Annotated in this window: 21 protein-coding genes and 1 pseudogene; 15 read left to right on the top strand and 7 right to left on the bottom strand. The window is 71.7% G+C overall.

Features of this window, described 5'->3' with window-relative positions:
* Positions 1 to 419: 419 nt before the first annotated feature.
* Positions 420 to 775, top strand: a pseudogene (locus AC0B61_RS31835) (transposase family protein); the annotation flags it as partial.
* A gap of 10 nt (positions 776 to 785) precedes the next feature.
* Here the strand turns inward: AC0B61_RS31835 and AC0B61_RS31830 are convergent.
* Together AC0B61_RS31830 and AC0B61_RS31825 are read right to left on the bottom strand one after the other, a co-directional pair.
* Positions 786 to 1,808 carry an MvdC/MvdD family ATP grasp protein gene (locus AC0B61_RS31830; RefSeq protein ID WP_471745123.1) on the bottom strand — a complete coding sequence of 341 codons (1,023 nt, stop codon included), beginning with the start codon at positions 1,806 to 1,808 and terminating at the stop codon, positions 786 to 788.
* A gap of 28 nt (positions 1,809 to 1,836) precedes the next feature.
* Entirely contained in the window at positions 1,837 to 2,052 is a 216-nt protein-coding gene (locus AC0B61_RS31825; RefSeq protein WP_471745122.1) for a hypothetical protein, read from the bottom strand.
* A gap of 692 nt (positions 2,053 to 2,744) precedes the next feature.
* Here AC0B61_RS31825 and AC0B61_RS31820 point away from each other — a divergent pair.
* The 6 genes from AC0B61_RS31820 to AC0B61_RS31795 all read left to right on the top strand — a co-directional run bounded on the left by AC0B61_RS31820 (position 2,745) and on the right by AC0B61_RS31795 (position 8,528).
* On the top strand, positions 2,745 to 4,133 hold the full coding sequence (locus tag AC0B61_RS31820) for an extracellular catalytic domain type 1 short-chain-length polyhydroxyalkanoate depolymerase (protein WP_471745120.1): 1,389 nt from the start codon (positions 2,745 to 2,747) through the stop codon (positions 4,131 to 4,133).
* A gap of 164 nt (positions 4,134 to 4,297) precedes the next feature.
* Complete coding sequence (locus tag AC0B61_RS31815; RefSeq protein ID WP_352296006.1) at positions 4,298 to 4,381, top strand: putative leader peptide; 84 nt, start codon at positions 4,298 to 4,300, stop codon at positions 4,379 to 4,381.
* Positions 4,382 to 4,692: 311 nt separating this feature from the next.
* Positions 4,693 to 5,775, top strand: coding sequence for an ABC transporter substrate-binding protein (locus tag AC0B61_RS31810; protein WP_471745118.1), 1,083 nt, complete (start codon positions 4,693 to 4,695; stop codon positions 5,773 to 5,775).
* Positions 5,776 to 5,782: 7 nt separating this feature from the next.
* On the top strand, positions 5,783 to 6,607 hold the full coding sequence (locus AC0B61_RS31805; protein WP_471745116.1) for an ABC transporter ATP-binding protein: 825 nt from the start codon (positions 5,783 to 5,785) through the stop codon (positions 6,605 to 6,607).
* Positions 6,604 to 7,530 (top strand): ABC transporter permease, encoded by a 927-nt coding sequence (locus AC0B61_RS31800; RefSeq protein WP_471745114.1) that lies wholly within the window; start codon positions 6,604 to 6,606, stop codon positions 7,528 to 7,530. Before AC0B61_RS31805 ends, AC0B61_RS31800 begins: the two co-directional genes overlap by 4 nt.
* A 107-nt stretch (positions 7,531 to 7,637) precedes the next feature.
* Positions 7,638 to 8,528: a TauD/TfdA dioxygenase family protein gene (locus AC0B61_RS31795; RefSeq protein ID WP_471745112.1), complete on the top strand. Its 891-nt coding sequence runs from the start codon at positions 7,638 to 7,640 to the stop codon at positions 8,526 to 8,528.
* A gap of 197 nt (positions 8,529 to 8,725) precedes the next feature.
* On the opposite strand, the gene AC0B61_RS31790 is transcribed toward AC0B61_RS31795, so the two are convergent.
* Both AC0B61_RS31790 and AC0B61_RS31785 read right to left on the bottom strand, forming a co-directional pair.
* Positions 8,726 to 9,946 (bottom strand): ROK family protein, encoded by a 1,221-nt coding sequence (locus AC0B61_RS31790; protein ID WP_471745110.1) that lies wholly within the window; start codon positions 9,944 to 9,946, stop codon positions 8,726 to 8,728.
* 199 nt (positions 9,947 to 10,145) lie between these two features.
* On the bottom strand, positions 10,146 to 11,114 hold the full coding sequence (locus tag AC0B61_RS31785) for a LysR family transcriptional regulator (protein ID WP_471745108.1): 969 nt from the start codon (positions 11,112 to 11,114) through the stop codon (positions 10,146 to 10,148).
* A 98-nt stretch (positions 11,115 to 11,212) separates the two neighbouring features.
* Here AC0B61_RS31785 and AC0B61_RS31780 point away from each other — a divergent pair, with 98 nt between their 5' ends.
* From AC0B61_RS31780 to AC0B61_RS31750, 7 genes are read left to right on the top strand one after another with little or no spacing between them, the layout of a single operon-like run.
* Positions 11,213 to 12,907, top strand: coding sequence for an ABC transporter substrate-binding protein (locus AC0B61_RS31780; RefSeq protein WP_471745106.1), 1,695 nt, complete (start codon positions 11,213 to 11,215; stop codon positions 12,905 to 12,907).
* Positions 12,904 to 13,857, top strand: coding sequence for an ABC transporter permease (locus AC0B61_RS31775; protein ID WP_471745104.1), 954 nt, complete (start codon positions 12,904 to 12,906; stop codon positions 13,855 to 13,857). The genes AC0B61_RS31780 and AC0B61_RS31775 overlap by 4 nt, the downstream gene beginning before the upstream one ends.
* On the top strand, positions 13,854 to 14,846 hold the full coding sequence (locus AC0B61_RS31770) for an ABC transporter permease (RefSeq protein WP_471745102.1): 993 nt from the start codon (positions 13,854 to 13,856) through the stop codon (positions 14,844 to 14,846). Before AC0B61_RS31775 ends, AC0B61_RS31770 begins: the two co-directional genes overlap by 4 nt.
* Positions 14,843 to 15,673, top strand: coding sequence for an ABC transporter ATP-binding protein (locus AC0B61_RS31765; RefSeq protein WP_471745100.1), 831 nt, complete (start codon positions 14,843 to 14,845; stop codon positions 15,671 to 15,673). Before AC0B61_RS31770 ends, AC0B61_RS31765 begins: the two co-directional genes overlap by 4 nt.
* Positions 15,670 to 16,740 (top strand): ABC transporter ATP-binding protein, encoded by a 1,071-nt coding sequence (locus AC0B61_RS31760; RefSeq protein WP_471745098.1) that lies wholly within the window; start codon positions 15,670 to 15,672, stop codon positions 16,738 to 16,740. The genes AC0B61_RS31765 and AC0B61_RS31760 overlap by 4 nt, the downstream gene beginning before the upstream one ends.
* Complete coding sequence (locus tag AC0B61_RS31755) at positions 16,740 to 18,017, top strand: alpha/beta fold hydrolase (protein ID WP_471745125.1); 1,278 nt, start codon at positions 16,740 to 16,742, stop codon at positions 18,015 to 18,017. The genes AC0B61_RS31760 and AC0B61_RS31755 overlap by 1 nt, the downstream gene beginning before the upstream one ends.
* Positions 18,018 to 18,040: 23 nt before the next feature.
* The gene (locus AC0B61_RS31750) at positions 18,041 to 19,210 is read left to right on the top strand and encodes a M6 family metalloprotease domain-containing protein (protein WP_471745097.1); all 1,170 of its coding nucleotides are present in this window, start codon (positions 18,041 to 18,043) and stop codon (positions 19,208 to 19,210) included.
* A 76-nt stretch (positions 19,211 to 19,286) separates the two neighbouring features.
* Here the strand turns inward: AC0B61_RS31750 and AC0B61_RS31745 are convergent, their stop codons facing one another.
* The gene (locus tag AC0B61_RS31745) at positions 19,287 to 20,627 is read right to left on the bottom strand and encodes a GH1 family beta-glucosidase (protein ID WP_471745095.1); all 1,341 of its coding nucleotides are present in this window, start codon (positions 20,625 to 20,627) and stop codon (positions 19,287 to 19,289) included.
* A 209-nt stretch (positions 20,628 to 20,836) separates the two neighbouring features.
* On the opposite strand from AC0B61_RS31745, the gene AC0B61_RS31740 reads away from it, so the two are divergent.
* The gene (locus tag AC0B61_RS31740; protein ID WP_471745093.1) at positions 20,837 to 22,090 is read left to right on the top strand and encodes a COG4705 family protein; all 1,254 of its coding nucleotides are present in this window, start codon (positions 20,837 to 20,839) and stop codon (positions 22,088 to 22,090) included.
* Between the two features lie 97 nt (positions 22,091 to 22,187).
* Here the strand turns inward: AC0B61_RS31740 and AC0B61_RS31735 are convergent, their stop codons facing one another.
* The gene (locus tag AC0B61_RS31735; RefSeq protein ID WP_471745091.1) at positions 22,188 to 23,540 is read right to left on the bottom strand and encodes a sensor histidine kinase; all 1,353 of its coding nucleotides are present in this window, start codon (positions 23,538 to 23,540) and stop codon (positions 22,188 to 22,190) included.
* Positions 23,537 to 24,202, bottom strand: a complete 666-nt coding sequence (locus tag AC0B61_RS31730; protein ID WP_471745090.1) for a response regulator transcription factor — start codon at positions 24,200 to 24,202, stop codon at positions 23,537 to 23,539. The genes AC0B61_RS31735 and AC0B61_RS31730 overlap by 4 nt, the downstream gene beginning before the upstream one ends.
* Positions 24,203 to 25,054: the final 852 nt, after the last annotated feature.

Raw genomic sequence — 25,054 nt, 5'->3', positions numbered from 1 at the left:
GCGTTGACTTTTGGCACGCTGTTGAGTTCTCAAGGAACGGACGCTTCCTTCGGACCGCCTTCCAGCGGACCCTCCGGGCTTCGTTCTTTCGTGTTTCCAGCTTATCAGACGTTTTCCGCTCCGTTTCCGGGGCTTCATTCATCCGACTTACTGACGTCTTCTGCGGGCTTGACGCCCTGTCCGACGTTTCAAACTCTAGCCGACCTCCGCCTCGAAAGGCGAATCCGGCCGCAATCCGATAAAACGCCCACGCCGAATACGCACCGAGCCGCGAAGCGAGAATGCCGACGCGACCCAGCCCGAACCTGGGAAGTGGGTGTTTCAGGGGATTGGCCGCCCCGGGACCGTCCGCGCAGATGCGTGTCCGGTGCTCCCAGCCGAGCGACTGGGAGACAGTACTCCCACTCTGCCCTCAAAAACAAATGCCTCGGGGGCGGCAGGGCTTCGGCGTCCCGGGCACGACACCGGAGCGTGTGCTGGGCGACAAGGCCTATTCCAGTTGGGCGATCCGGCACCAGCTGCCGCACCGGGGCATCGCCGCCACGATTTCCGAACGCCGCGACCAGGCTAGCAACCGCAGGCGACGCGGATCCCACGGCGGCCGCCCGCCCGCCTTCGAGAAGGTCCTCTACCGCGACGGCAGCGTGGTTGAACGATGCTTCGCCCGCCTCAAGCAGTTCCGTGCGGTCGCGACCAGGTTCGACGAGCTCGCCGCCCGCTACCGCGCGGAGTCGTCCTGGCCTACCTGATCCTCTGGCTCCGCGAACCAGCACGATGATCATTTGTCAGACACGCCCCCCGGGGCACGCGGCGATCCGCGGCTGCGGCGGTTCAGACACGGTAGTTCGAGCCTCGTCGTACAACAGGTCGGCCATTGCCACCCGTAGCGGAACACCGGTCAGGCCTTCCGCGAACAGAAACTGCCCCTGGGGGTTGATCTCAAGCCAGACGGGCGTCTCTCCGTCGTACTTCAGGTCGATCACCCCCATACGCAGCCGCAATGCCCGGACGACCTGCCGTAGTTGTGTTCCGAGCTTGTCGTCCAACTGGCATGCGCGGCACGCGAAGTCGAGGTTGGGTCGCCAATCAAGGTCGGCTGACTCGATCGCGACGGCCAGAACGTGGTCCCCGAAGACGTGGACCCTTAGGTGGCGGCGTCCCGGTATGCACTCCTGGTAGATGGCCGGGCAAAGCCGGATGCGGTCGTCCGACTCCAGGTGTTCGGGCCGCAGCCTCTGGGTGAGAAGGGGAGTACGGCGGCTGGCCCGCACCGCCTTCACCACGACCCGACCCTCGAGCTGCGTGCAGAATCGCCGTACGTCGCCAGGGTCGTTGCTGATCAAGGTTCGCGGAACCCGTAGACCCGCCTCGCAGGCGACCTTGAGTTGCAGTGCCTTACTCTCTGCGGCGCGGGTCGCCCATGGGTCGCTCACCCATCGGCCCTGGAAACTGCCGAGGAGGACACCCAGCAGTGCCCAGGAGCTGTTGCTGTCGACCACCTCCGTGTACAGCGGGTCGCCGTCGTCTGGGTCGTCGGACGTCGAATCGCCAGACGACGGCCTGGCGGCCTGCGAGACGTACCCTCGGCGGAACCAGACGGCGTCGATCCGCTCTACGTCGAGTCGTCCTCCACCCAGGGTCGGAAGCGTCGGCGGGAATCCGTCGCCGCCGGGACCTGCCCACACCAACCCGCCGTCGTCGGCTAGACAGTCGCTGGGGACGATGTCGCACCGCATGCCCCGGTGGTCCATGAGCTCCTTCCGAACCGCCCATGCGTGGAGGTCATCGTGCTGGCTGACGATCGCCACACAGCCGCTCCTGGACGGGCGAGGCACGCTAGACCTCGTCGCAGTCGTCCGCGAAGGGACAGAAGGAGATGCTGGCCAGGCCCCCCGTGACCTCCGGCCGAAGGCCGGCAACGTTCAGCCCAACGTGCTCGCGCAGGTGTTCCTCCCACTCGTTGAGACGGTCTCCCTCGACGATCTCGAAGCGGGTGGGCTGGAACATGAGGATCGTGGGCAGCTTGTCCGTCGGCTCGTAGAGCTTCGCCATTGCACTCACCTTCTCGGATGTGCGGGTGGCTCTACTTCCATCCTGGTCCTGATGTCTTGCCACTGCAGGTCGGCGGGGTCGGGTTTCCCCGCCGTACCTGCTGTGCTGACGGGCAGTGAGCGAAACGGCGTCGAAGCCCTCTTATGGCTACGCTCCGTTGTGCCCCGCACTATCGCCTCCAGAGCCTTCTCCTGGTGCCCGCGGCCGGCTTGGAGTTCGCGCCTGCGGCGGGCCGGCGTCCTTCTGCGCGTACGGCGAACCGTCCGCGCTGCCGTGGCCGGCCGACCGCGGCCCTCGGCGACCTACACGTAGGCACCACCGCAGATGGCACCGCGGCCACCACCGCAGGTAACCCGCCGCCTGCGTCCGCCGTCGGGCTTTTCCCCAGCTCAGCGCCGCTTTTCTAGATGCCGGAAAATTAGACAACCCCTAGGGAGGTGCCGGGTCTGCTGGAGCAATTGGCTCAGGTGCCGGACCCGCGTGGTCCGCGCAGAGTGTGGCACGCGCTGGCCGCTCGGGACGGTCACCGGCTCGGCGCGGGTGGGGAACTGGTCGCGGTGGCGCGGGGGCTGAGGGCAGCGGTCGACCGACCCAGGCACCGGTGCGGGCGTGTGTTTCGGCATTGTTTCTTCGGCGGTGACACCGGGAAGATAATTCACGCTCATGACAAACCCCGGATGGAGAGGCACCCCATGTTTCGATCCCGTTCCCTCAAGGCCCGCTTACTGGGCATAGCCGCCGCGGTCGGCCTGGCGGTCGGCGTGTGCCTCCAGGCCGACCCGCAAGCCAGCGCCGCTCCCCAGGCCACCGCAGTCCCCCAGGCCGCCGCCGCCTCGCTGACCCAGATCACGAACTTCGGTCCCAACCCGACCGGCCTGCTCATGCACCTGTACGTGCCGAACAACGTCAAGGCCAACCCCCCGATCCTGCTGGCCCTGCACGGGTGCCAGGGGACCGGGCCCTACATGTACTCGAGCACCGACTTCGCGTCGCTGGCCGACCGGTACGGGTTCCTCGTCGTCTACCCCTCGACGAACCCCAGCGGAAGCTGCTGGGACGTCTCCTCCGACCAGGCGTCGACCCGCAACGGCGGCAGTGACCCGGTCGGGCTCATGTCCATGATCACCTACACCGAGCAGCACTACGGCGGCAACGCCAACTCCGTGTACGTGACCGGGGAGTCGTCGGGCGGGATGATGACGAACGTGATGCTCGCCGACTACCCCGACGTGTTCAAGGCGGGCGCGGCGTTCATGGGAGTGCCCTACCACTGCTTCTACACCGGCTCCGTACGCGGCTGGAACTCGGCCTGCGCCCAGGGCCAGGTCTCCATGTCCCCGCAGCAGTGGGGCGGCCTGGTCCGCAACACGGGGGATCCCGGCTACACCGGTCCGCGGCCGCGCGTGCAGCTGTGGCACGGAACGGCCGACACCACGTTGAGCCACAACAACCTCGGTGAAGAGATCAAGCAGTGGACCGATGTCCTCGGCGTGAGCCAGACCCCGTCGGCCACGGACACCCCCGCGGCCAACTGGACCCGCACCCGGTACGACAACAGTGCCGGCACCACCCAGGTCGAGGCGTACAGCATCGCCGGGGCCGGGCACCAACTGCCGGTCCAGGGCACCGCGATGGCCGCCTCCGCCGTCCACTTCATGGGCCTGGACGCGGGGTCCTCCAGCGGCGGTACGACCGGCGCACTGCGGGCGGTGGATGCGGGCAAGTGCCTCACCGATGCGAACACCACGGCACTCGGCACGCAGCAGCAGATCTACGCCTGCAACGGCGGCGCGAACCAGGCCTGGACCCGTACGCCGTCGAACCAGCTGACCGTGACCGTCGGCGGTAGCACGCTGTGCCTGGACGCCGATGCGCACGGCACCAGCCCCGGCACGAAGGCGATCGTCTGGACCTGCAACGGGCAGGCCAACCAGCAGTGGACGTTGAACTCCAACGGCACCATCACCGGGGCGCAGTCGGGGCTCTGCCTCGACGTGGCCGGCTTGGCCACCACCGACGGCGCACCCGTCCAGCTGTGGACCTGCAGCGGCGGCCGGAATCAGCAGTGGACTCTCGGGTGACGCGGCGGGCGGGCCACCCAGGTTCCGAGCATCCGCCGGAGACGGGCGCGACCCCCGGCGCCGCGCGGTGTGAAGGCGCGTGACACCGCCCCGGCCGAGGCGGGTTTCTTCCAACGGCTGAACATTCGTTGACCTGGTTCGGGTCGGCTGCCAGGCTTTCGGACGTGAGCCAATCCGAGCGCCTTGTGGGCCGCCTGCACGTCGATCTGCGACGACACGCGAGCGCCATCTGTGCTGTCTGCCACTGACCGGCGCTCCTTCGCGCTGACGCGCTCCTCTCACCTGCCGACCTGAACCAGCACGGCCGCCCTGCCGTCGCGGCCGTCCTGACGGCACGGTCGCGCTGCCGTCGCGGCCGCCGCTCCGGGCTGTCGCCGTACGCGGCCGTGCCGTCTTCCGCAGCCCCGCAGCCCCGCAGCCTCCGCGGGGCCTCCGCCCCGGCCCGGTGCGCCGGGTGCTCCCGTGTCACCACCAGCCGTTCACCCGCCTCGCCGCGTGACGGGCAGCCCTGCTGCCCGTCCCCGTCGGCGTACCCAGCCGACCCCGCAAAGGACCTCCCATGTCCGTGACCTCATGGCCCGCTTCCCCACCCGCTTCCCCACCCACCTCCCGGCGCCGGTTCCTCACGCTGGCCGCGGTCGCGGCGGCGGCGGCCGCCTGCGGCCGGGCGACGGCGGCCGGCGGCGGGGCCGAGACGAAGAAGCTCCGCTACCAGGGCTGGGTGGGGCAGGTGACGTTGCCCGAACTCGCCGAGGACCTCGGCTACTTCGGCGACGTGAAGCTGGAGTGGGTGGGCAACACGATCAGCGGCCCGCAGGACATCCAGTCCGCGGCGACCGGGCAGACGGACTTCGGCGGGGCGTTCAACGGCGCCGTCGTCAAGCTGATCTCGGCCGGGGCGCCGGTGAAGGCGGCGATCAGCTACTACGGCGTCGACGCCGCCTCCTACAACGGCTACTACGTGCTGGAGGACAGCCCGATCCGCTCCGCCCGGGACCTGGTCGGCAAGAAGGTCGGGATGAACACGCTCGGGGCCCACGTCGAGGCGGTGCTGGACACCTACCTCCAGCGCAACGGCTTCGCCGCACCGGAGTTGCGCCGGGTCGAGCGGATCGTCGTGCCCCCGGTCAACACCGAGCAGGCGCTGCGGCAGAAGCAGATCGAGGTCGCCTCGCTGGGCGGCGTCCTGCGGGACAAGGCGCTGGCGGCGGGCGGGATCAGGCCGCTGTTCAGCGACTTCGACCTGCTGGGCGCCTTCAGCGCCGGCACGTACGTGCTGACCGACCGGTTCCTCAAGCAGAACCCGACCACGTCGAGGGTCTTCGTGACGGGGGTCGCGAAGGCGATCGAGTGGGCCCGGACGACGCCGCGCGAGGAGGTGATCGCCCGCAGCACGGACATCATCAGGCGCCGTGGCCGCAACGAGGACGTCGCGGCGCTCCAGTACTGGAAGTCCTTCGGCGTCGCCGAGCCCGGCGGCCGGATCACCGACCAGACCTTCCAGCTCTGGATCGACTGGCTGACGGCCCACGGTGACATCAAGGCCGGGCAGGTCAAGGCGGCCGACCTCTACACCAACCAGTTCAACGGCTACTCGGCCACCTCTCCCGCCTCGCCCACCTCCCCCGCCGCCGGGAGCTGAGCCCGCCATGACCGAGCACATCAGTTTTCGTCAGGTCACCAAGACGTTCCCGGTCCGGGGTCGTGCGGGAGACCGCCGGCCCTCCGGGTTCATGGCCCTCGACTCGATCGAACTCGACGTCGCCAAGGGCGAGTTCCTGGCGGTCGTCGGACCGAGCGGCTGCGGAAAGTCCACCCTGCTGGACCTCCTCGGGGGTCTGACGGCGCCGACCTCCGGCGAGATCCTGCTCGACGGCCGGCCGGTCACCGGCCCGGGGATCGACCGCAGCATCGTCTTCCAGCAGTACGCACTGCTGCCGTGGCGGACGGCCCAGGGCAACGTGGAGTTCGGCCTGGAGGCCACCGGCGTGCCGAGGCGGCACCGGGCCGCCAGGGCGCGGGAGTACCTCGACCTGGTCGGTCTCACCGGCTTCGAGGACCGCCACCCGCACGAACTCTCCGGCGGCATGAAGCAGCGGGTCGCGATCGCCCGCAGCCTCGCGTACGACCCGGCGGTGCTGTTGATGGACGAGCCGTTCGCGGCGCTCGACGCGCAGACCCGCGAGTCGCTCCAGGACGAACTGCTGCGGATCTGGCAGCGGACCGGCAAGACCGTCGTGTTCATCACCCACGGCATCGAGGAGGCGGTCTACCTGGGCGTCCGCGTTGCGGTGCTCACCTCGCGCCCGGGCCGGGTGAAGGAGGTCGTCCCGATCGACCTGGGTGAGCGCGCGGCCGGTCACGACCTGCGCTCCAGCCCGGAGTTCGCCCGCTACCGCCACCAGATCTGGAGCCTGCTGCACGACGAGGTCAGCCGTGCGCAGCAGTTGGAGAGAGAGGTCAGCCGCGTATGAGCACCGATCTGAACCCGCGCCCGGCGGTGGACGTGCGGACGGCCTCCGCCGAACCCCGGCCGGCGGCCGAACCGGCGCCGGGCGGGACAGCGGCCCCGGTGCCGGCCCCGAGCGGGGCATCGGCGCGGGCCGTCCGGCCGGGGGTGCCGCGCCGTCTGCTGGGGCTGCTGGTGAGCGGCGCCACGAAGTCCGTGGCGATCGTCGCGCTGCTGCTGCTCTGGGAGCTGGCCCCGCGCTTCGAGCTGGTGGACCCGACCTTCCTGCCGCCGTTCAGCGCGGTGCTGGACGCCTGGTACGGGCTGCTGCAGAACGGCCAGCTGGCCGACAACACGCTGGCCAGCCTGACCCGTTCGCTCAGCGGCTTCGGCCTGGCGGTGGCGATCGGTGTGCCGCTCGGCCTGCTGATCGGCTGGTACCGTCCGGTGGCCGGCCTGCTCAGCCCGCTGCTGGAGCTGTTCCGCAACACGGCGGCGCTCGCCCTGCTCCCGGTGTTCGTGCTGATCCTCGGCATCGGCGAGACGTCCAAGATCGCGATCGTGCTGTACGCCTGCCTCTGGCCGATCCTGCTCAACACCATCAGCGCGGTGCGCAGCGTGGATCCGACGCTGATCCGGCTCGCCCGCTCGCTGGACCTCTCCGCACCCCGCCTGTTCCAGAAGGTGATCCTGCCCGCCTCGGTGCCGGTGGTCTTCACCGGCGTCCGGCTCGCCGGGGCGGTGTCGATCCTGGTGCTGGTGGCCGCCGAGATGGTGGGGGCGAAGGCGGGACTCGGCTATCTGATCAACGCGTCGCAGTACAACTTCGCGATCCCGCAGATGTACGCGGGCATCGTGACGATCTCCGTCATCGGGCTGGTCTTCAACCAGCTGCTGGTCGCGCTGGAACGCCGGTTCACCGCCTGGCGCGCCCCGCTGGGCGGTTGAGCGGCGTGACGTGAGAACACCCCGGCGCCTCGCTACCTCGGTCCACCCAGCCACCCCCATCACCTCCTGAATGTCCGCACCGTACCCACCGTCCGAAGGAGATTCCCATGACCAGCACCTTCGAGATCCGCAAGGTCGGCGGCCGGATCGGCGCCGAGATCCTCGGCGTCGACACCTCCGCCGCACTCGACGCGGAGACCGTCGAGCAGCTCAACGCCGCGTTGGTGGAGCACAAGGCGCTCTTCTTCCGCGGCCAGCAGCTGGACGACGACGGCCAGACCCGCTTCGCCGCCAACTTCGGCAGCCTCACCACGGCGCACCCGACCGTTCCCGCGCTCGACGGGCAGCCGAACGTGCTGGCGGTGGACAGCGAGGACGGCGGCCGGGCCAACCGCTGGCACACCGACGTGACCTTCGTCCGTACGCCGCCGAAGGCCAGCACCCTGCGCAGCCTGGTCGTCCCGCCGTACGGCGGCAACACGCTGATCGCCAACACCCAGACCGCGTACCGGGATCTTCCGGAGCAGCTGCGCGAGTTCGCCGACCGGCTCTGGGCCGTGCACACCAACGACTACGACTACGCGCAGGGCAAGGAGCTGGACGCCGCGGACCAGGAGCGCCGCCGGGTCTTCACCGCCCGCAAGTACCGCACCGTCCACCCGGTCGTCCGGGTGCACCCGGAGAGCGGTGAGCGCGGGCTGTTCATCGGCGGCTTCGCGCAGTCGGTCGTCGGCCTGCCGACCGCCGAGTCCCACGACCTGCTGCGCAGCCTGCAGGCGTACGTGACCCGGCCCGAGAACGTGGTCCGCTGGCGCTGGGAGCTGGGGGACGTGGTGCTGTTCGACAACCGCGCCACCCAGCACTACGCGCCGGACGACTACGACGACCTGCCGCGCCGCCTGCACCGCGTCACCGTCGCCGGTGACGTGCCGGTGGGTGTGACGGGCGAGCCCAGCCACGTACTGGAGGGTGACGACGCCTCGCACTACACGTCCTGACCGGCAGCCCGGCCGTGCGGAGTACTCCGTGCGGCCGGGCTGAGCGCTGAGGGCGGCCGACGCCACGGGGAAGGCCCGGACCGAGTGGTCCGGGCCTTCCCCATACGGCCGGCGCGCGGCCGCTACGGCGCGGTGTACCGCCCGGCCGGGCACAACGATTCGCCTGGCGGTGGAATTAATGCGCCGTTGACGAGGGCTCAACGCATCGCCCGGGTGGTCGGGCTCCCGGCCGTCCGCAGCTCCATCGGCCGCTGGTAGACGCTGTCGAGCACCCCGGCGCAGGCCGCCACCGCCAGCACGTCGACGCCGAAGGCGGTCGCGGTGACCAGCTGTTCGGGTGCAGCGTTGGAGTGCAGCCGGATCTGTTCGGCCAGGTACGGGCGCAGGCAGGGCGCCACCGACAGCCCCGCCTCGCTGACCACCAGGACCTCGGGGTTGAGGACGTCCAGCAGCAGGCCGGCGGCGGGCGCGACGAGCCGGAGCCGCTCCTCGAAGAGGCGGATCGCGGTGGGGTTCCCGGTGCCGGCCAGATCCAGCAGCAGGCCGAAGTCGGGGCCGGGGACCAGGCCGAGGGCGTGGGCCCGGCGGGCGAGGGTCCGGTCCGCGACGGCGGCCTGGAGGCAGCCGGTCCGTCCGCAGGAGCAGGGCTCGGTGGAGCCGGGTACGGCGAGGTGGCCGATGTCGCCCGCGCGGGACCGCCTGCCGCGCAGCACGCTGCCGCCGGTGGCGATGGCCGCGTCGACGACGTTGCCGACGAACAGCTGGACCAGTTCGGTGGCCGTGCTGCCGGCGCCGAACAGCAGTTCCGCCTGGGCCAGCGCCCGGGCGTGGCTGTCGACGTGCACCGGCAGCCGGGTGGCGTCGGCCAGGACGTCGCGGACGGGGACGTCGCGCCAGCCGAGCGGGCCGTGGGCGACGACGCGGCCGCTCTCGGAGTCCACCCAGCCGCCGGTGACCACTCCGAGGCCGAGCACCGAGTGGCCGGTGGCCCGGCGGGTCAGGAAGCCCGGCAGGTACGCCCGGATGGTGCCGAGGACCGCGGCGGCGTCGCCACGCCGGGGCAGCCGCTCGTGGGCGACCACCCGTCCGCGCAGGTCCAGCAGGGCGAAGGTGAGCCACGGCACGCCGATGTGCACCCCGCAGGCGAGGTGGTGACGGGTGTCGATGTCCAGCGGCAGCTGCGGGCGCCCCGCCCTGGGCGGACCGTCCGGCGGTGGCAGGACGCGCAGCAGCCCGAGTCCGGTGAGGTCGGCGGTGTGCCGGGAGACGGCAGCCGGGCTGAGGCCGGTGGCCCGGCCGACGGCGCTGCGGGTCAGCGGGCCGCCGGCCAGTACCGCGCGCAGCACGGCCCCGGCCCCGCCGCCCTCGGTGGGCAACGCGGTCCTGCCGAGCGTGGGCGGGGCAACCAGGGAGAGCATGCGGTCGATGCTCCCAGCGGCGTGTTGCACGGGCGTGGCGCGAGCGTGAAACGGCCCCGCCCGCTGCGGACGGGACCGAATCTCGGGCTGAACCCCGCGGCCCGTCGAACAGGGTGTCATCGCATCCCCGCCGCCGGCAGGATGGCTCAACTCATCCGAGGACCAGCGTCGTTGGCGAGCCATGGCGGCGGACGGCCGCTCATCGGGCGGCCGCCTCGGGTTGCCCGGCTGTGGCGCGCAACCACCGCTGGTACACCGGGCTGCGCTCGGCCGCGACCCGGTGGGCCTCGCGGACGTGCTCGACCAGCGCCGCCTCCAGGGCGATCAGCGGACCCTCCTGGTGCCAGGCGATCAGGTGCCGGTACCAGAGCGGGTTTCCGGTGATGGGCCGCACGGCGACGCCGGGCAGTTCCTCGAAGGTGGCTTGGCACAGGCTCACCGCGCAGCCGCTGCGGACCAGCTCCGTCAGCAGCCGCCCCTCCGCCTCGTGCACGGTGCGCATCCGGTGGCCGGTCGCGTGGAAGGTGGTGGACCAGTACTCGCGAACCCGGTCGTCGTCCGGCCGGGGCGACACCCAGTCCTCGTCGGCGAGTTCGTCCAGTCCGACCTCCGGCCGACCGGCGAGGCGGTGGGCCGCCGGCAGGGCGACGAAGACGGGCTCGGTGACCACTGGCCGCAGGACGACGCCGGGCCGCGCGGCCAGCTCGTAGCCGGGGCAGTCGCCGACCACGACGGCTTCGAGGCGGCCGGCCGAGACGTCCTCGATCAGGGGGACGGACGAACCCTGGGCGCGAGAGACGATCCGGGCCTCGGGGAGGTGGGCACGCAAGGCGTCGATCAGCCCGCCGATCAGCGGGGCGTTGACCGAGCCGAGCCGCAGGCGCGGGACCGGGCTGCTGGAACGGGCGGCCAGGGCTGAGGCACTCAGCAGCTCGTCGACGGTCGGCAGGACGGCGCGGGCGCGGGTGAGCACGGCCTCGCCGAAGGCGGTCGGCAGGGCACCGGTGCGCCCGCGCTCGAACAGCGGGCCGCCCAGCATGGCCTCGATCCGCCGCAGTTGGGCGCTGAGCCCGGGCTGGCTGAGCCGCAGCGAGGCGGCGGCGCGGGTGAGGCTGCCGGTCTCGGCGATGGTGCAGATCATCCGGAGATGCCGTATCTCAAGCTCCATAACCGGATGTTATGAACAGCTGGGAGCTCCCGGAAGGGATCGCGGCAACCCAATCTTGTCCCACATGTGAAATGTCATATCGCACCGAAGGGGCATGAATGAGGGCACGAACGAGGGCACGAAGAGCCGCATGCGCCCTGGCAGCGGCCCTCGGGCTGCTGACCACGGCGGCCTGTACCGCATCGACCGGCAGCGGCGCCGGGACCGCCGCCCCCGTGAAGGGCGGCACCCTGCACGTCCTGTCCACCATCGACCTGGAGCACCTGGACCCGGCCCGCGCGTACGTCACCTCCACCCAGGACGTCGGTCGGCTGATCTACCGGACGCTCACCACCTTCGCCGCCGCCCCCGGCCAGGCCGGCGGGCAGGTCGTGGCGGACCTCGCCACCGACACCGGCCGCCCCACCGACGGCGCCCGGACCTGGACCTTCACCCTCAAGGACGGCGCGCGGTTCGAGGACGGCCGACCCGTCACCAGCAAGGACGTCAAGTACGGCGTCGAGCGCACCTTCGCCGCCGAACTGCCCGAGGGCCCGCCGTACGCCCGGCTCTGGCTGACGGGTGGCGACACGTACAAGGGCCCCTACCAGGACAGGACCGGCCTCTCGTCGATCGAGACCCCGGACGAACGAACCATCGTCTTCCACCTCAACCGGCCGGTGGCCGACTTCGGCTCGACCGTGTCGCTCCCGATGTTCGCCCCCGTGCCGCAGGACAAGGACACCGGCGTCGGCTACGACAACCGCCCATTCTCGTCCGGCCCCTACCGGATCGACACCTTCGAGCCCAAGAAGCAGCTCACCCTGGTGCGCAACCCCTCCTGGGATCCGGCCACGGACACCGTGCGGAAGGGCCTGCCCGACAAGGTCGTCATCGATCTCGACCTCGACGCCGCCGTGGTCGACCAACGGCTGATCGCCGGCCAGGGCGAGGACGCGAACGCCGTCGCGCTGGAGCCGATCGGCCCAGCCTCGGTCGGGCGGGTCCTCAACGACCCGCAGCTGAAGAAACGCCTGGTCACCGGCGAATCCGTCAACACCCGCTTCCTCGCCGTCAACACCAGGCACAAGCCGCTCGACGACGTCCGGGTGCGGCAGGCGATCGCCTACGCACTCGACAAGGACGCGCTGCGCACCACCCGTGGCGGCCCCATCGCGGGCGACCTCGCCACCACCCTGTTGCCGCCCGCCCTGCCCGGCGCGGCCCCCGAGGACCCGTACCCGAGCCAGGACGGCAAGGGCGACCCGGTCAAGGCCAAAGCCCTGCTCACCGAGGCCGGACACGCGTCCGGCCTGGAGCTCACCCTCGACACCCCGGCCACCGCCGGCGGCAAGGCGCAGGGCGAGGCGGTGCAGGCCTCACTCGCCCGGGCCGGCATCACCGTGCGGATCAACGAGATCAGCTCCTCGGCGTTCTACAGCACGGTCGGCAGCCCCGCCCGCGAGCACGACCTGGTGATCGACGGCTGGACGCCCGACTGGCCGGCCGCCTCCACCTACCTGCCGATCCTGTTCGACGGCAGGCTGGTCACCGGCGAGGGCAACAACAACCGTGCCCAGTACGACTCCCCCGACGTCGATGCCCGGCTCGACCTGATCGCCGCCTCCGACGACCCGACCGCCGCGCAGACGGCGTACGGCGAGCTCGCCCAACGGATCATGCGGGACGCCCCCGTCGTCCCGTTCCTCTGGGACCGGGCCGCCGTCCTGATCGGGCCGAACGTGGCCGGCGCGTACGGACACACCGCCTTCGTCGGCCGGCTCGACCTCGTCTCGCTGGGACTGCGCAGGTGAGCGCTCGCGTCACCGGGAGCCCGCAGACGAGCGCTCCCGGCGCAGGGACCACCGCCGGGACCACACACCGGGCCGTCCTGCGCGGGCTCCTGTCCCAGCGCGCGACCGCGCTCGCGCTGGCCTCGGTCGCCCTGCTGGTCCTGGCCGCGCTGGCCGCCCCGCTGATCACCTGGCTGACCGGCAGTTCCCCGACGGCCTTCCACGGCGAGGCGGTGGACCCGGCGCTGGGCGGACTGCCGCGCGGCACGGCCGGCGGCATCAGCGCCGAGCACTGGCTGGGCGTCGAACCGGTCAACGGCCGGGACGTGCTCGCCCGGGTCGTGTACGGCGCACGCGTCTCGCTGCTCACCGCCGTGCTGGCCACCACCGTCTCCGTGCTCCTCGGCACCGCGTTCGGCCTGCTCGCCGGTTTCCTCGGCGGCTGGGCCGACACCCTGATCGGCCGGCTGATGGACCTGCTGATGTCCTTCCCCAGCCTGATCTTCATGATCGCCCTGATCTCGGCCGCGCCCGGGGCCGACCGCCGGCTGCTGCTGATCGCGGTCCTCGGCTTCTTCGGCTGGCCGTACGTCGGGCGGCTCGTGCGCGGGCAGGCGATGGTGCTGGCCCGCAGCGAGTTCGTGGCGGCGGCCCGGGTGCTCGGCGCGTCCCGGCGGACGCTGCTCCTGCGCGAGGTGCTGCCCAACCTGACCGGGCCGGTGCTGGTGGTGGCGACGATGTCGATCCCGGCCTGCATCGCCACCGAGGCCGGGCTGTCCTTCCTCGGCGTGGGCGTGCAACCGCCGACGCCCTCCTGGGGGCAGATGATCGCCACCGCCGTGCCCTGGTACGCCTCCGACCCGGCCTACTTCCTCGTCCCCGGCGTCCTCCTGTTCGTCACGGTGCTCGCCTTCAACGTGCTCGGCGACGCCGTGCGCGACGCGCTCGACCCCCGGAGCAAGCCACGATGATCCCGTACCTGCTGCGAAGACTGGCCGTCACCGCTCTCATCCTGCTGGTGATCTGTGCCGCCACCTTCGCGATCTTCAACCTGATGCCCGCCGACCCGGCCCAGGGCGCCTGCGGCAAGGCCTGCAGTCCGGAACGGCTCGCCGCGATCCGGGCCACCCTCGGGCTGGACCGCTCCCCGTTCACCCAGTTCGGGGACTACCTCGGCGGCCTCCTCTCCGGGCGCACCTACGGAAGCGGGGCAGCGGCCGTCCAGTGCCCCTTCCCCTGCCTGGGCTTCAGCTTCCAGACCAACCAGCCGGTCTGGGAGATGCTCACGAGTCGGCTGCCCGTCAGCATCTCCATCGCCGTCGGCGCGGCGGTGCTGTGGCTGGCCGTCGGCGTGGCGGCGGGCGTCGTGTCGGCGCTGCGGCGCGGCAGCCTGTGGGACCGCGCCGCCATGACGGCCGCCCTCGGCGGGGTCTCGCTGCCGGTCTACTTCACGGCGCTGGTGCTCCAGTACCTCCTGGTGGTCAGGCTGAACGTGCTGCCCTACCCGACGGCCGTCCCGCTCACGCAGGACCCGGCCGGCTGGGCGCAGTCCATGGTCATGCCCTGGATCACCCTGGCCATGCTCTACGCCGGGGTGTACGCCCGGGTCACCCGCAGCGAGATGCTGGAGAGCCTCGGCCGGAACTACGTCCGCACGGCACGTGCCAAGGGGCTGGCCGAGGTCACCGTGGTGCGCAGACACGCGCTACGACCCGCGCTGATGCCGGTCGTGACCATCTTCGGCATGGACCTCGGCGCGCTGCTCGGCGGCGCGCTGATCACCGAATCCGTCTTCGGGCTGCCCGGCGTCGGCAAGCTCGCCGCGGACGCGATCGCGAGCGCGGACCAGCCGGTGATCCTCGGCGTGACGCTGTTCGCCGCCTCCTTCGTGGTGCTCGTCAACCTGGCAGTGGACCTCGGTTACGCCGCGCTCGACCCGAGGGTGAGGGCCGTCGGATGACCCTGCTGACCGTACGGGACCTCACGGTCGACTTCGCGTCAGGCGTTCGGGCGGTGTCCGGGCTCGACCTCGACCTCGCGGCCGGACAGGTCCTGGGTGTGGTCGGGGAATCCGGCAGCGGCAAGTCCGTCTCCGCCCTCGCCGTCCTCGGGCTGCTGCCCCGCGATGCTCGCGTCAACGGTGAAATCCGTTTCGACGGACGCGAGTTGACCCGTCTCGACCAGCGCGCTCTGCGCCGCCTGCGCGGCAACCGGATCGCCATGGTCTTCCAGGACCCGCTCTCCTGCCTCAACCCGTACTACCCGGTCGCCTTCCAGATCGCCGAGGCCTACCGCGCCCACCACCGGGCGGGCCGGAAGGCGGCCCACCGGGTCGCCGTCCGGATGCTGGAGCGGGTCGGCATCCCCGAGCCCGAACGACGCGCCCGCTCCTACCCGCACGAGTTCTCCGGCGGGATGAGGCAACGCGTGATGATCGCCATGGCGCTGTGCCTGGAGCCGGACCTGCTCATCGCGGACGAACCGACCACCGCCCTCGACGTCACCGTCCAGGCCCAGATCCTGGACCTGCTGCGCGAACTGCGCCAGGAGACCGGTACCGCGATCATGCTGATCACCCACGACATGGGCGTGGTCGCCGGGCTCGCCGACCAGGTCGTCGTGATGCACGACGGCCGGGCGGTCGAGCGCGGCACCGTCCGCGACGTCTTCCACCGCCCGCAACAGCCGTACACCCGCGGCTTGCTCGCCTGCGTCCCCCGCATCGACGGGCCGCTGCCGCACCGGCTGCCCACCCTGGAACTGCCTACCCCGGAGGTGGCCGGATGACCGGCGCCCGACGCGAAGCCCCCCTGCTCGAAACGCGGAGTCTGGTCAAGCGCTTCCCGGTCCGCCACGGCCTCACCCGGCGCCTCGCCGGGCACGTCACCGCCGTCGACGGCGTCTCGTTGCACGTGGCGGCGGGCGAGACCCTCGGCCTGGTCGGCGAATCCGGCTGCGGAAAGTCCACCGTGGCACGCCTGCTCACCCGGCTGGAACAGCCGACCTCCGGCAGCGTCCGGTTCGCCGGCCGGGACCTCACCGAGCTGGACGAACGCGGACTGCGCCCGGTCCGCCGCGAGCTCCAGATGGTCTTCCAGGACCCGTTCTCCTCGCTCAACCCCCGACAGAGCGTCCGCCGGATCCTCTCCTCGCCCTTCGCCTACCAGGGTCTGGAGCCGGACGAGCCGGTGGAACACCTGTTGGAGCGGGTCGGTCTCCGGCCCGAACACGCCGACCGCCACCCGCACGAGTTCTCCGGCGGCCAGGCCCAACGCATCGGAATCGCCCGGGCGTTGGCCCTGCGGCCGAAGCTGGTCGTGTGCGACGAGCCGGTCTCCGCCCTCGACGTCTCGGTACAGGCCCAGATCCTCAACCTGCTCAAGGACCTCCAGGACGAGCACGGCCTCGCCTACCTGTTCATCGCCCACGACCTCGGCGCCGTCCGGCAGATCAGCACCCGGATCGCCGTCATGTACCTCGGCGCCGTCGTCGAGACCACCGACCGCGACACCCTCTTCGACACCCCCGCCCACCCGTACACCCGCGCCCTGTTGTCCGCCGTACCGCTCCCCGATCCGGACGCCGAACAGGGTCGCGAGCGGGTCGTGCTCCACGGCGACCTGCCCAGCCCCCTCGATCCGCCCAGCGGCTGCCGTTTCCGCACCCGCTGCCCGATCGCGGCCGACCGCTGCGCCGCCGAACGGCCCGTCCTGCGGGAGATCGCGCCGGGCCACGAAGTCGCCTGTCACTTCGCCGAGCGGAGCGAGGGGAACAAGGGGAACGACCGGCACAGTGCCGAGCGGAGCAAGGGGAACGAGGGGAACATTCAACACAGCTCGGAGTTGCACCAGTGATCCTGACCACCCACCGCCTACCCGGGCTCGCGGTGACCGACCACGTCTTCACCGTCCCGCTCGACCACACCGACCCCGGCGGCGCGACCATCGAGGTGTTCGCCCGGGAGCTCGTCGACCCCGGCCGCCACGCCGACCGACTGCCCTGGCTGCTCTACCTCCAGGGCGGCCCGGGCGGCAAGGCGCCGCGCCCGCTGAACACGGGCGGCTGGCTCGGCCACGCCCTGAAGACCCACCGGGTGCTGCTGCTGGACCAGCGCGGCACCGGCCGCTCCACCCCCGTCACCGCCCGCGCCGCGGCCGGGTTCGGCTCGCCCCGGCAGCTGGCCGATCACCTCGCCCTGCACCGGGCCGACTCGATCGTCGCCGATGCGGAACTGATCCGCCGCCAACTCTGTGATCAGGAACCGTGGGAGACGCTCGGCCAGAGCTACGGCGGCTTCGTCACCCTCAGCTACCTGTCCTTCGCACCCGAGGGCCTGCGCGCGTGCTACATCACCGGTGGCCTGCCCGGACTCGACGCCACCGCTGACGACGTGTACGCCGCCACCTACCCCCGGGTGCGCGACAAGGTGCTCGCCCACTACCGGCGCCACCCCGGCGACCTGTCCGCCCTCCGCCGGCTCGCCGACCGCCTCGGTCACAGCGCGGTCCGCCTCCCCGACGGCGACCGGCTCACCGTACGGCGGCTGCGCGTCCTCGGCCTGATGCTCGGCATGGGCGACGGCTCCGCCCGCCTGCACTGGCTGCTCGACGAGGCCCTCGACCCCGACGACGAACCCACCGCCGCCTTCCTCCACCAGGTCGTGCAGCTGACCGCCTTCACCGACAACCCGCTCTTCGCCGTCCTCCAGGAATCCATCTACGGCCACCCCGGCACCAGCACCGGCTGGGCCGCCGAGCGCGCCCTGGCCGCCCACCCGGCCTTCGCCGAGGCCGCCGACCCGCTGCTGCTCACCGGCGAGATGATCTACCCCTGGATGTTCCGGGAGATCCGCGGCCTGCGCCCGTTCGCCGAGGCTGCCGACCTGCTCGCCGCACGGACGGACTGGACCGCGCTGTACGACCCGGACCGACTCGCCGCCAACCGCGTGCCGACGGCCGCCGCCGTCTATCACGACGACATGTACGTGGACGCCGGCCTGTCCCTGCGCACCGCCCGCTCGATCGGCGGACTGCGGACCTGGGTCACCGACGAGTGGGAGCACGACGGCGTGACCGCCTCCGGTGGGCGCGTCCTCGCCCGCCTCATGGACCTGGCCTCCGGCCGGGCGTGACCACACATCCGACGGAGAGAGACGTGAAACTTCGCCCGCTCGTCGGCGCCCTGGCGCTGGCCCTCCCCCTGATCACCGCCACCCCTGCCGCCGCGTCCCCGTCCCCCTCTGCCTCGGCCTCGGCCTGCGCCCTGCCGGGCCGCACCGGGTGGACGGACGAGGGCCACGACACCGACCGTACGCAGTTCCTCCAACCACTCGGCACCAAGCACGTGCTGATGCTCCTCGTCGACTTCCCCGACGCCCCCGCCGCCGGCGACCCGAGCGACTACTACGACCGGCTCGCCCCCGCCGCGGACTGGATGCGGCAGGACTCGTACGGCCGGACCCGCCTGGACATCACCCCGCTCGGCCGGTGGGTCCACATGCCGCAGGACTCCGTCTCCTACGGCTTCCAGCGCGGCATCAGCTTCGAGCAGCACGAGGCGTACGTACGCCAGGCCGTCGAGGCCGCCGGGCCGGACGTGGACTTCTCCCGGTACGACCTGCTCTACATCGTCCCGACCAGGAGCGCCACCGCCATCAGCTTCTCGCCCACCTACCTCTACGACCCCACCGCCACCGGCATCGTGGCAGGCGGCACGCGGATCAAGTGGGCGGTCACCTTCGGCCAGGACATGTACCGCTGGGGCCCGAAGGTCGCCGACCACGAGACCTCGCACACCTTCGGCCTTCCCGACCTGTACGCCTTCCAAGGCGCCGACACCCACCGCTACGTCGGTGGCTGGGACCTGATGGGCCTCATCTCCGGCCCGTCGCCACAACATCTGGGCTGGGAGCGCTGGAAGTTCGGCTGGATCGACGACCGCCAGGTCACCTGCCTGGCGGCCACCGGCAGCCGCACGGTCCGCCTGCACGCGATCGAACGCCCCGGCGGCACCAAGATCGCGGTGATCCGCACCGGCGAGACCACCGCGTACGTCGCCGAATCCCGCCGCGCCATCGGCGGCGACGCGTCCACGTGCTCCACCGGCGTCCTCGTCTACCGGATCGACACCGCCGCCCAGACCGGCCAGGGCCCGGTCGAGGTCGCCAACGGCAACCCCACCGCTGTGCCGCCGACCGGCTGCACCCCGCTCGACATGGCCGCCCTTCAACCCGGCCAGAGCTTCACCGACTGGTCGGCCCGGGCCCGGATCTCCGTGCGCAGCGGCGGCCCGTACGGCGACACGCTGCAGATCAGCCGCTGGTGACCGGCATCAGGAGCCTGCGGGAGCCCCGCGAGGAGTGGACTCGCTGGACGCCGCACGGTTGCCGCGGCGGTGACCTCTACCGTGAATGACGAGCCCGGTGGGCGGCGATCAGGTCGCGGTACCAGGCGTACGAGGCCCTGGGGGTCCGCTTCTGCGTCTCGAAGTCGACGTGGACGAGACCGAACCTCTGGCTGAATCCCTCGGCCCATTCGTAGTTGTCGAGGAGGGACCAGGTGTAGTAGCCGCGGACGTCGACGCCTTCCGCCACGGCGGCGGCGAGGGCGTCGAGGTGGGCGGCCAGGAAGTCGATGCGGGGCTGGTCGGGGTCGGTGGACTCGTCGACCGAGCAGCCGTTCTCCGTGATGGTGATGGGCGGGAGGGCCTTGCCGTACAACTTCCCTAGACTGACCAGGAGTTGACGGAGGGCCTCGGGGACGACGGGCCAGCCGAAGGCGGTGTGGGGCACCTCGGGGATGTCGACCAGGTCGAAGGGGAGGCCCGGGCCGGTGGAGGCGGCGACGCGGGTGGGGTTGTAGTAATTGACGCCGAGGCCGTCGAGACCGGGGCCGTGGATCAGGTCGGTGTCGCCGGGGCGGATGGCGCCGTAGAGGTCGTCGGGGACGCCGAAGGCGGCGAGGTCGGGGTAGCGGCCGAGCAGGACGGGGTCGGTGAACAGGCGGTTGTGCAGGGCGTCGTAGGCCTCGGCGGCGGCCGCGTCCCCGGGCGAGTCGGAAGCCGGCCACACCGGGGTGAGGTTGTTGGAGAGCATCACCCTCAGGCCGCGCTCGCGAAGGACCGCCGCCGCCAGACCGTGGGCGAGCACCTGGTGGTGGGCCGCGGGGAGCGCCTCCAGCATCAGGGTGCGGCCGGGGGCGTGGGTGCCCAGCGCGTAGCCGAAGACGGTGTGCACGAAGGGCTCGTTGAGGGTGATCCAGGCGGGGACGCGGTCGCCGAGGCGGTCCACGACCACCGCCGTGTACTCGGCGAAGCGGTACGCGGTGTCACGGTCGAGCCAGCCGCCGCCGTCCTCCAGGCCCTGCGGGAGGTCCCAGTGGAAGAGCGTGGGCAGCGGCGTGATGCCCGCCTCCAGCAGGGCGTCGACCAGGCGGTCGTAGAAGGCGAGTCCGGCGGGGTTCACGGCGCCGCCTCCGGTGGGCAGCACGCGGGGCCAGGCGATGGAGAAGCGGTAGCCGTCCAGCCCGAGGCCGCGCATCAACTCGATGTCCTCGGGATAGCGGTGGTAGTGGTCACAGGCCACGGCGCCGGTGTGCCCGTCGCGGACGGCGCCGGGCCGGGCGGCGAAGGTGTCCCAGACGGACAGCCCGCGCCCGTCCTCCCCGACCGCCCCCTCGATCTGGTACGCGGCGGTGGCGGCACCCCAGCGGAACCCCGCCGGCAGGTCGTAGCGATCCGGCATGGCAGCCTCCTGGCAATAACGTGAGGACTGCTCATGTTACTGACGTCGCGCCGAAACGTCAGCGGAAACCCGCCCCGGACCGGAGACCGCGGACATCGGTGAGTTCGACCCCACGTGACGCTTCGAGACCCCGCAGCACTCCCCCCTGTGGACGTCCGTGGACCCGGTGCTCAGGTTGTGTTCAGGCTCCACGTGTGAGCCTCACCCCCATGGTTACCACCACTGAACAGCCCGCGGCCTTGCCCGACGCCCGCCGGACGCTGAACAAGGTTCCCGAGGTCACGATCTGGTTCTGGGTGATCAAGGTCCTGTGCACCACGGTCGGCGAGAGCTTCGCCGACTGGATCAACACGACTCTCGGCGTCGGCCTGATCAACACCGCACTGATCTTCACCGCCGTTCTGGCCGGCGTTCTGGGCTGGCAGCTCAGCACCAGGCGCTACAGCCCGTTCGCGTACTGGCTCACCGTCGTGGTGCTGAGCGTGACCGGCACCCTTTACACGGACATCCTCACCGACAGCCAGGGCGTTCCCCTCGCGGTGAGCAGCAGTGTGTTCGCCGCTGTCCTCGCCGTCGTCTTCGGGATCTGGTACGCCCGCGAGCGGACCCTGTCGATCCACAGCATCGTCACCCGCCCCCGTGAACTCTTCTACTGGCTCGCGGTCCTGGTCACCTTCGCGCTGGGCACCGCGACCGGCGACTGGACCCTGGAGCTGACCGGCTGGACCGCGGACGTCTCCGTGCTCCTCCCCCTCGGGTTGATCGTGGCGACCGTCTTCGCGTGGCGCCTCGGAGCCAACGCGGTGCTCTCCTTCTGGCTGGCCTACATCCTCACCCGCCCGCTCGGCGCCAACCTCGGTGACTGGCTCGGCTCGCCCGGCGACCAGGGCGGCCTGGGCCTCGGCACCGCGGTGACCAGCGTGGTGTTCCTGGTCGCGATCCTCGCGACGGTCCTCTACCTCGCGCGCAGCCGCAGCGATGTCATCGAGACCGGCGACTCGACCGCCGCCCCACGGGTCGTGAACCCGATGCGTGAGCGGATCATGCTCGGCTACTACGCCGTCGTGGCGGTCGCGACGGCGGCACTCCTCGTCTGGGCGCACCAGCAACCACACGCGGCTGCGGCCAGCGAGGCGGACAGCCCCGCGCCCGCGAGCGCCGCTCTCAGCCCGCAGCAGGCGACGGCACCGTTCCCTCCCGCTGACATCGCGAAGTTCCGCACGATCACGGCGGACACCCTCACGAAGCTCAACGCCGGCAATCAGGCTGCCGCTACCGCCCGGGTGACTGACCTCGAGACCGCATGGGACGACGCCCAGCACACCCTCGAGCCCAAGAACGAGCAGGCCTGGACCTTCCTCGACGGCGAGATCGACCACGTTCTGAAGGCGCTACGCGCCAAGAACCCGGACAAGACCGCCGAGGTCGCGGCTCTCAACACCCTTCTCACCTCGCTCAGCTGAGCGATGGCACCTCGGGGACAGGTCTGAAGCGGGGGTGCCCGCCGGCGCGGGACCGGCGGGCACCCTGAGGCGTTGTGACCTTGAGCAGAAGGGTCGCTCATCCCGTCGGCAGCGTGATCAGGAACCGGCCGCCGGTGCCGCCGGCGACCAGCGTGAGGTCTCCGCCTGCGGCGCGGGCCAGTCTGCGCGCCAGGGGGAGGCCCAGGCCGGCCCCGTCGTGGCCGTCATCCGGATCGGCCCGTCGGCCGGGTTCGAAGACCGCGTCCCCGATTTCGGACGGCACGCCCGGGCCGTCGTCGGCCACCACGACTTCGACGCGGCCGGGCAGGCACCGGAAGTCGAGCGTCACGCGTCGGCGAGCGTAGCGTGCGGCGTTGTCCAGCAAGGGTGCCAGGATGCGCTGCACCACGGTGGCGGAGACTCCCACGGTCCGGTCGGCGTCGTGGTCGCCCGTCAGGAGTACCACGGGCACCGCTCGGGAGCCGGTTCCGGATGCCTGCTCCGCCGCCGCCTGGAGGACCGGCCGCAGGACACAGGTTCCCGGCCGGCGGGTGGAGTGGGTCCGGGCGGCGGCGAGCAGGGTCTCGCAGATCTGCCGCATGGAGGCGGCACTTGCGCTGATCGCCGTATGGGCGGCCGTCTGCTGGGCTGCGGTGCGGGGACGGCGGAGGAGCCATTCCGTCTCGGCGGTGATCCGGGTCAGCGGGGTGCGCAGTTCGTGGGAGAGCTCGTTGGACAGCTGCTGCTCGTGGCGCACCATCGCGGCGACCCGGTCGAGCAGCGCGTCCAGGTTGGTCGCCAAGGAGGCGAGTTCCGCTGGACGCGGGGCCGAGCCGAAGCGCCGAGTGGAGTCCTGGCCGCTCCACTGTGCGGCCTGCAGACTCATCACGGCGACGGGGCGCAGGGCGCGGCCCACCAGGGCCCGGGAGACACCGTAGACGCCGCCCACCAGGACGAGGGCCACGATGATCGATCCGGCCAGGGCTTCGTGGGCGGTGCGCTGGTAGGGGTCGAGGGCGAGCGCGGTGACGACGGCGCCCACCCGCGTGGGGCCGTCGGTGATCGGCGCGGCGTAGAGACGGAAGGGCCCGTGGTCCTCGAGGAGGCTGTCCGAGGTCGTCCGGTTGGCCAACTGGTCTGCGGCGCGGTCCAGTTGCGGGGAGGCGTTGGGCCGCTCCACGGCGTGGTCGCCCTGGTAGATCCAGATGCCGGTGTCCAGCGCGCTGTCATCGGCCGGGTCGTGGATCAGCAGCTCGGTGTTCCTCGTCTCGACCGTGGCCGCCACCGCGGCGGCCCTGGTGCGCAGCACGTCATCGGCTTGGCCGCGGAGCTGCGCGGCCAGGAGCAGGTTGAACGCGGCGGTCAGGAGCGCGGCCAGGGCGGCGGTGGCGATCAGCGCGACGAGAGCCAGTCGGCCGCGCAGGGTTGGCGGGCGCTTGGGCTTCCTCATCCGAACCGGTGGCCCACGCCGCGGACCGTGTCGATGGTGCGGTCGCTGCCCACGTCGCGCAGTTTCCGGCGCAGGCGGGTGAGGTACTGGTCGAGGGTGTTGTCGGAGACCATGGCGCCCTCGGGCCAGCCGGCCCGTACCAGGTTGCGTCGGCGCACCACCGTTCCCGGTGCTGCCATCAGGCAGCCCAGCAGGCGGAACTCGGTGGGAGTGAGGGCGGCGGTCCGCCCCCGGGCCTCCAGGAGGTGGCGGATCGGGTCGAGTCGAAGCTCTGCGGCTTCCAGTGCCGGGTCCGTGCCCGCGCGGCGCAGCGCGGCGCGGAGCCTGGCCGCGAGTTCCGTGACGTGGAACGGTTTCGCGAGGTAGTCGTCGCCGCCGGCGGCGAATCCGGCGAGGCGGTCGGTCAGTCCGTCGTAGGCGGTGAGGAAGACCACGGGCAGGTCCAGCCCGCGGGCGCGGATGGCCTGGCAGACGTCGCGGCCATCGGAGTCGGGCAGCCCGATGTCGAGCACCACGGCGTCGATCTGCCGGTCGACGGTGCGCAGCGCACCGGCCCCGTCCGCGGCGGTGAGGACGTCGAACATCTCTTCGCGCAGGCCGCGGGCCAGGACGTCGCGCAGTCCGTGGTCGTCCTCGACGACGAGGACTCGGTGAACGGTCACCGCTCCAGTATCAATGGCAGCGCAGGTGAGTCCGTCGTCGGGCCGGCGTGGTGCGGGCTGCCCCCAGGGGCGGCAGGCCACGACTTCGCGGTCGGGCTTCCGTCCAGGTCAGGCCTTCGTACCGGTCGGGTTTCCGTCCCGGTCGGGTTTCGGCGCCGGTCGAGGGCGGCCCCGTCCCGCCGGTCGGCCAGCGGGGCCAGCGGGGCCAGCCACGGGGCCGCCGCGCCGGCGGACGACGAGCACGGGCAGGGGCACCGCGGCGGCGCCGGTGTCCTGAAGGTCCAGGTGGCCGCTTCCGCTGCGCGCAGGGGCTGCCGCGTGGTGGGTGGAGTCGTCGGGAGTGCGGACGGGTTGCGGGTCGCCCACTCGGCGGGCGTGGCGGCGGGGCTGGGCGCCCGGACGGCCCGGGCGAGGCCGTGGCCGTTCGCGGTCAGGCAGGTCATGGTGTTCATGCCACCCTCCGAATGCCGTCGACGGTGATGCCGGTCGCAAGCACGGACGGTCCGGAGTGCCGGTGGATCCGGCCGAGGCCTCGGTGGGGCCGTCGAGTCGGTAGCCGGCCGGCCGACCAGCCGTCCTGCCATTCACGCTATCGGCAGCACAACGGCAGACCGTGGTACCCAGGACGGAACCTCGCAGGCGGGGCGGTACCTCGGTACTACCCGCGACAGGCGCGCTCGGCGGAGCGGCAGCAACCCCTCCGCCCGGCAGGGGGCTCCCAGCGCCTGGCTGCCGGGCCGACGGGCCGACGGGCATGGCCGTCTCAGTCCGCGCCCGTCGGCGGTCACTCGCGCGCGCTCCTCCGACTGCGGGTGGCGGACGGAAGTGGGTCGGACGTCGCCGGCCCTCTTG

The sequence above is a fragment of the Kitasatospora sp. NPDC023385 genome, assembly GCF_055664045.1.
Note: the sequence above shows the minus strand (reverse complement) of the source record. Positions and strands in the feature narration are given on the sequence as shown.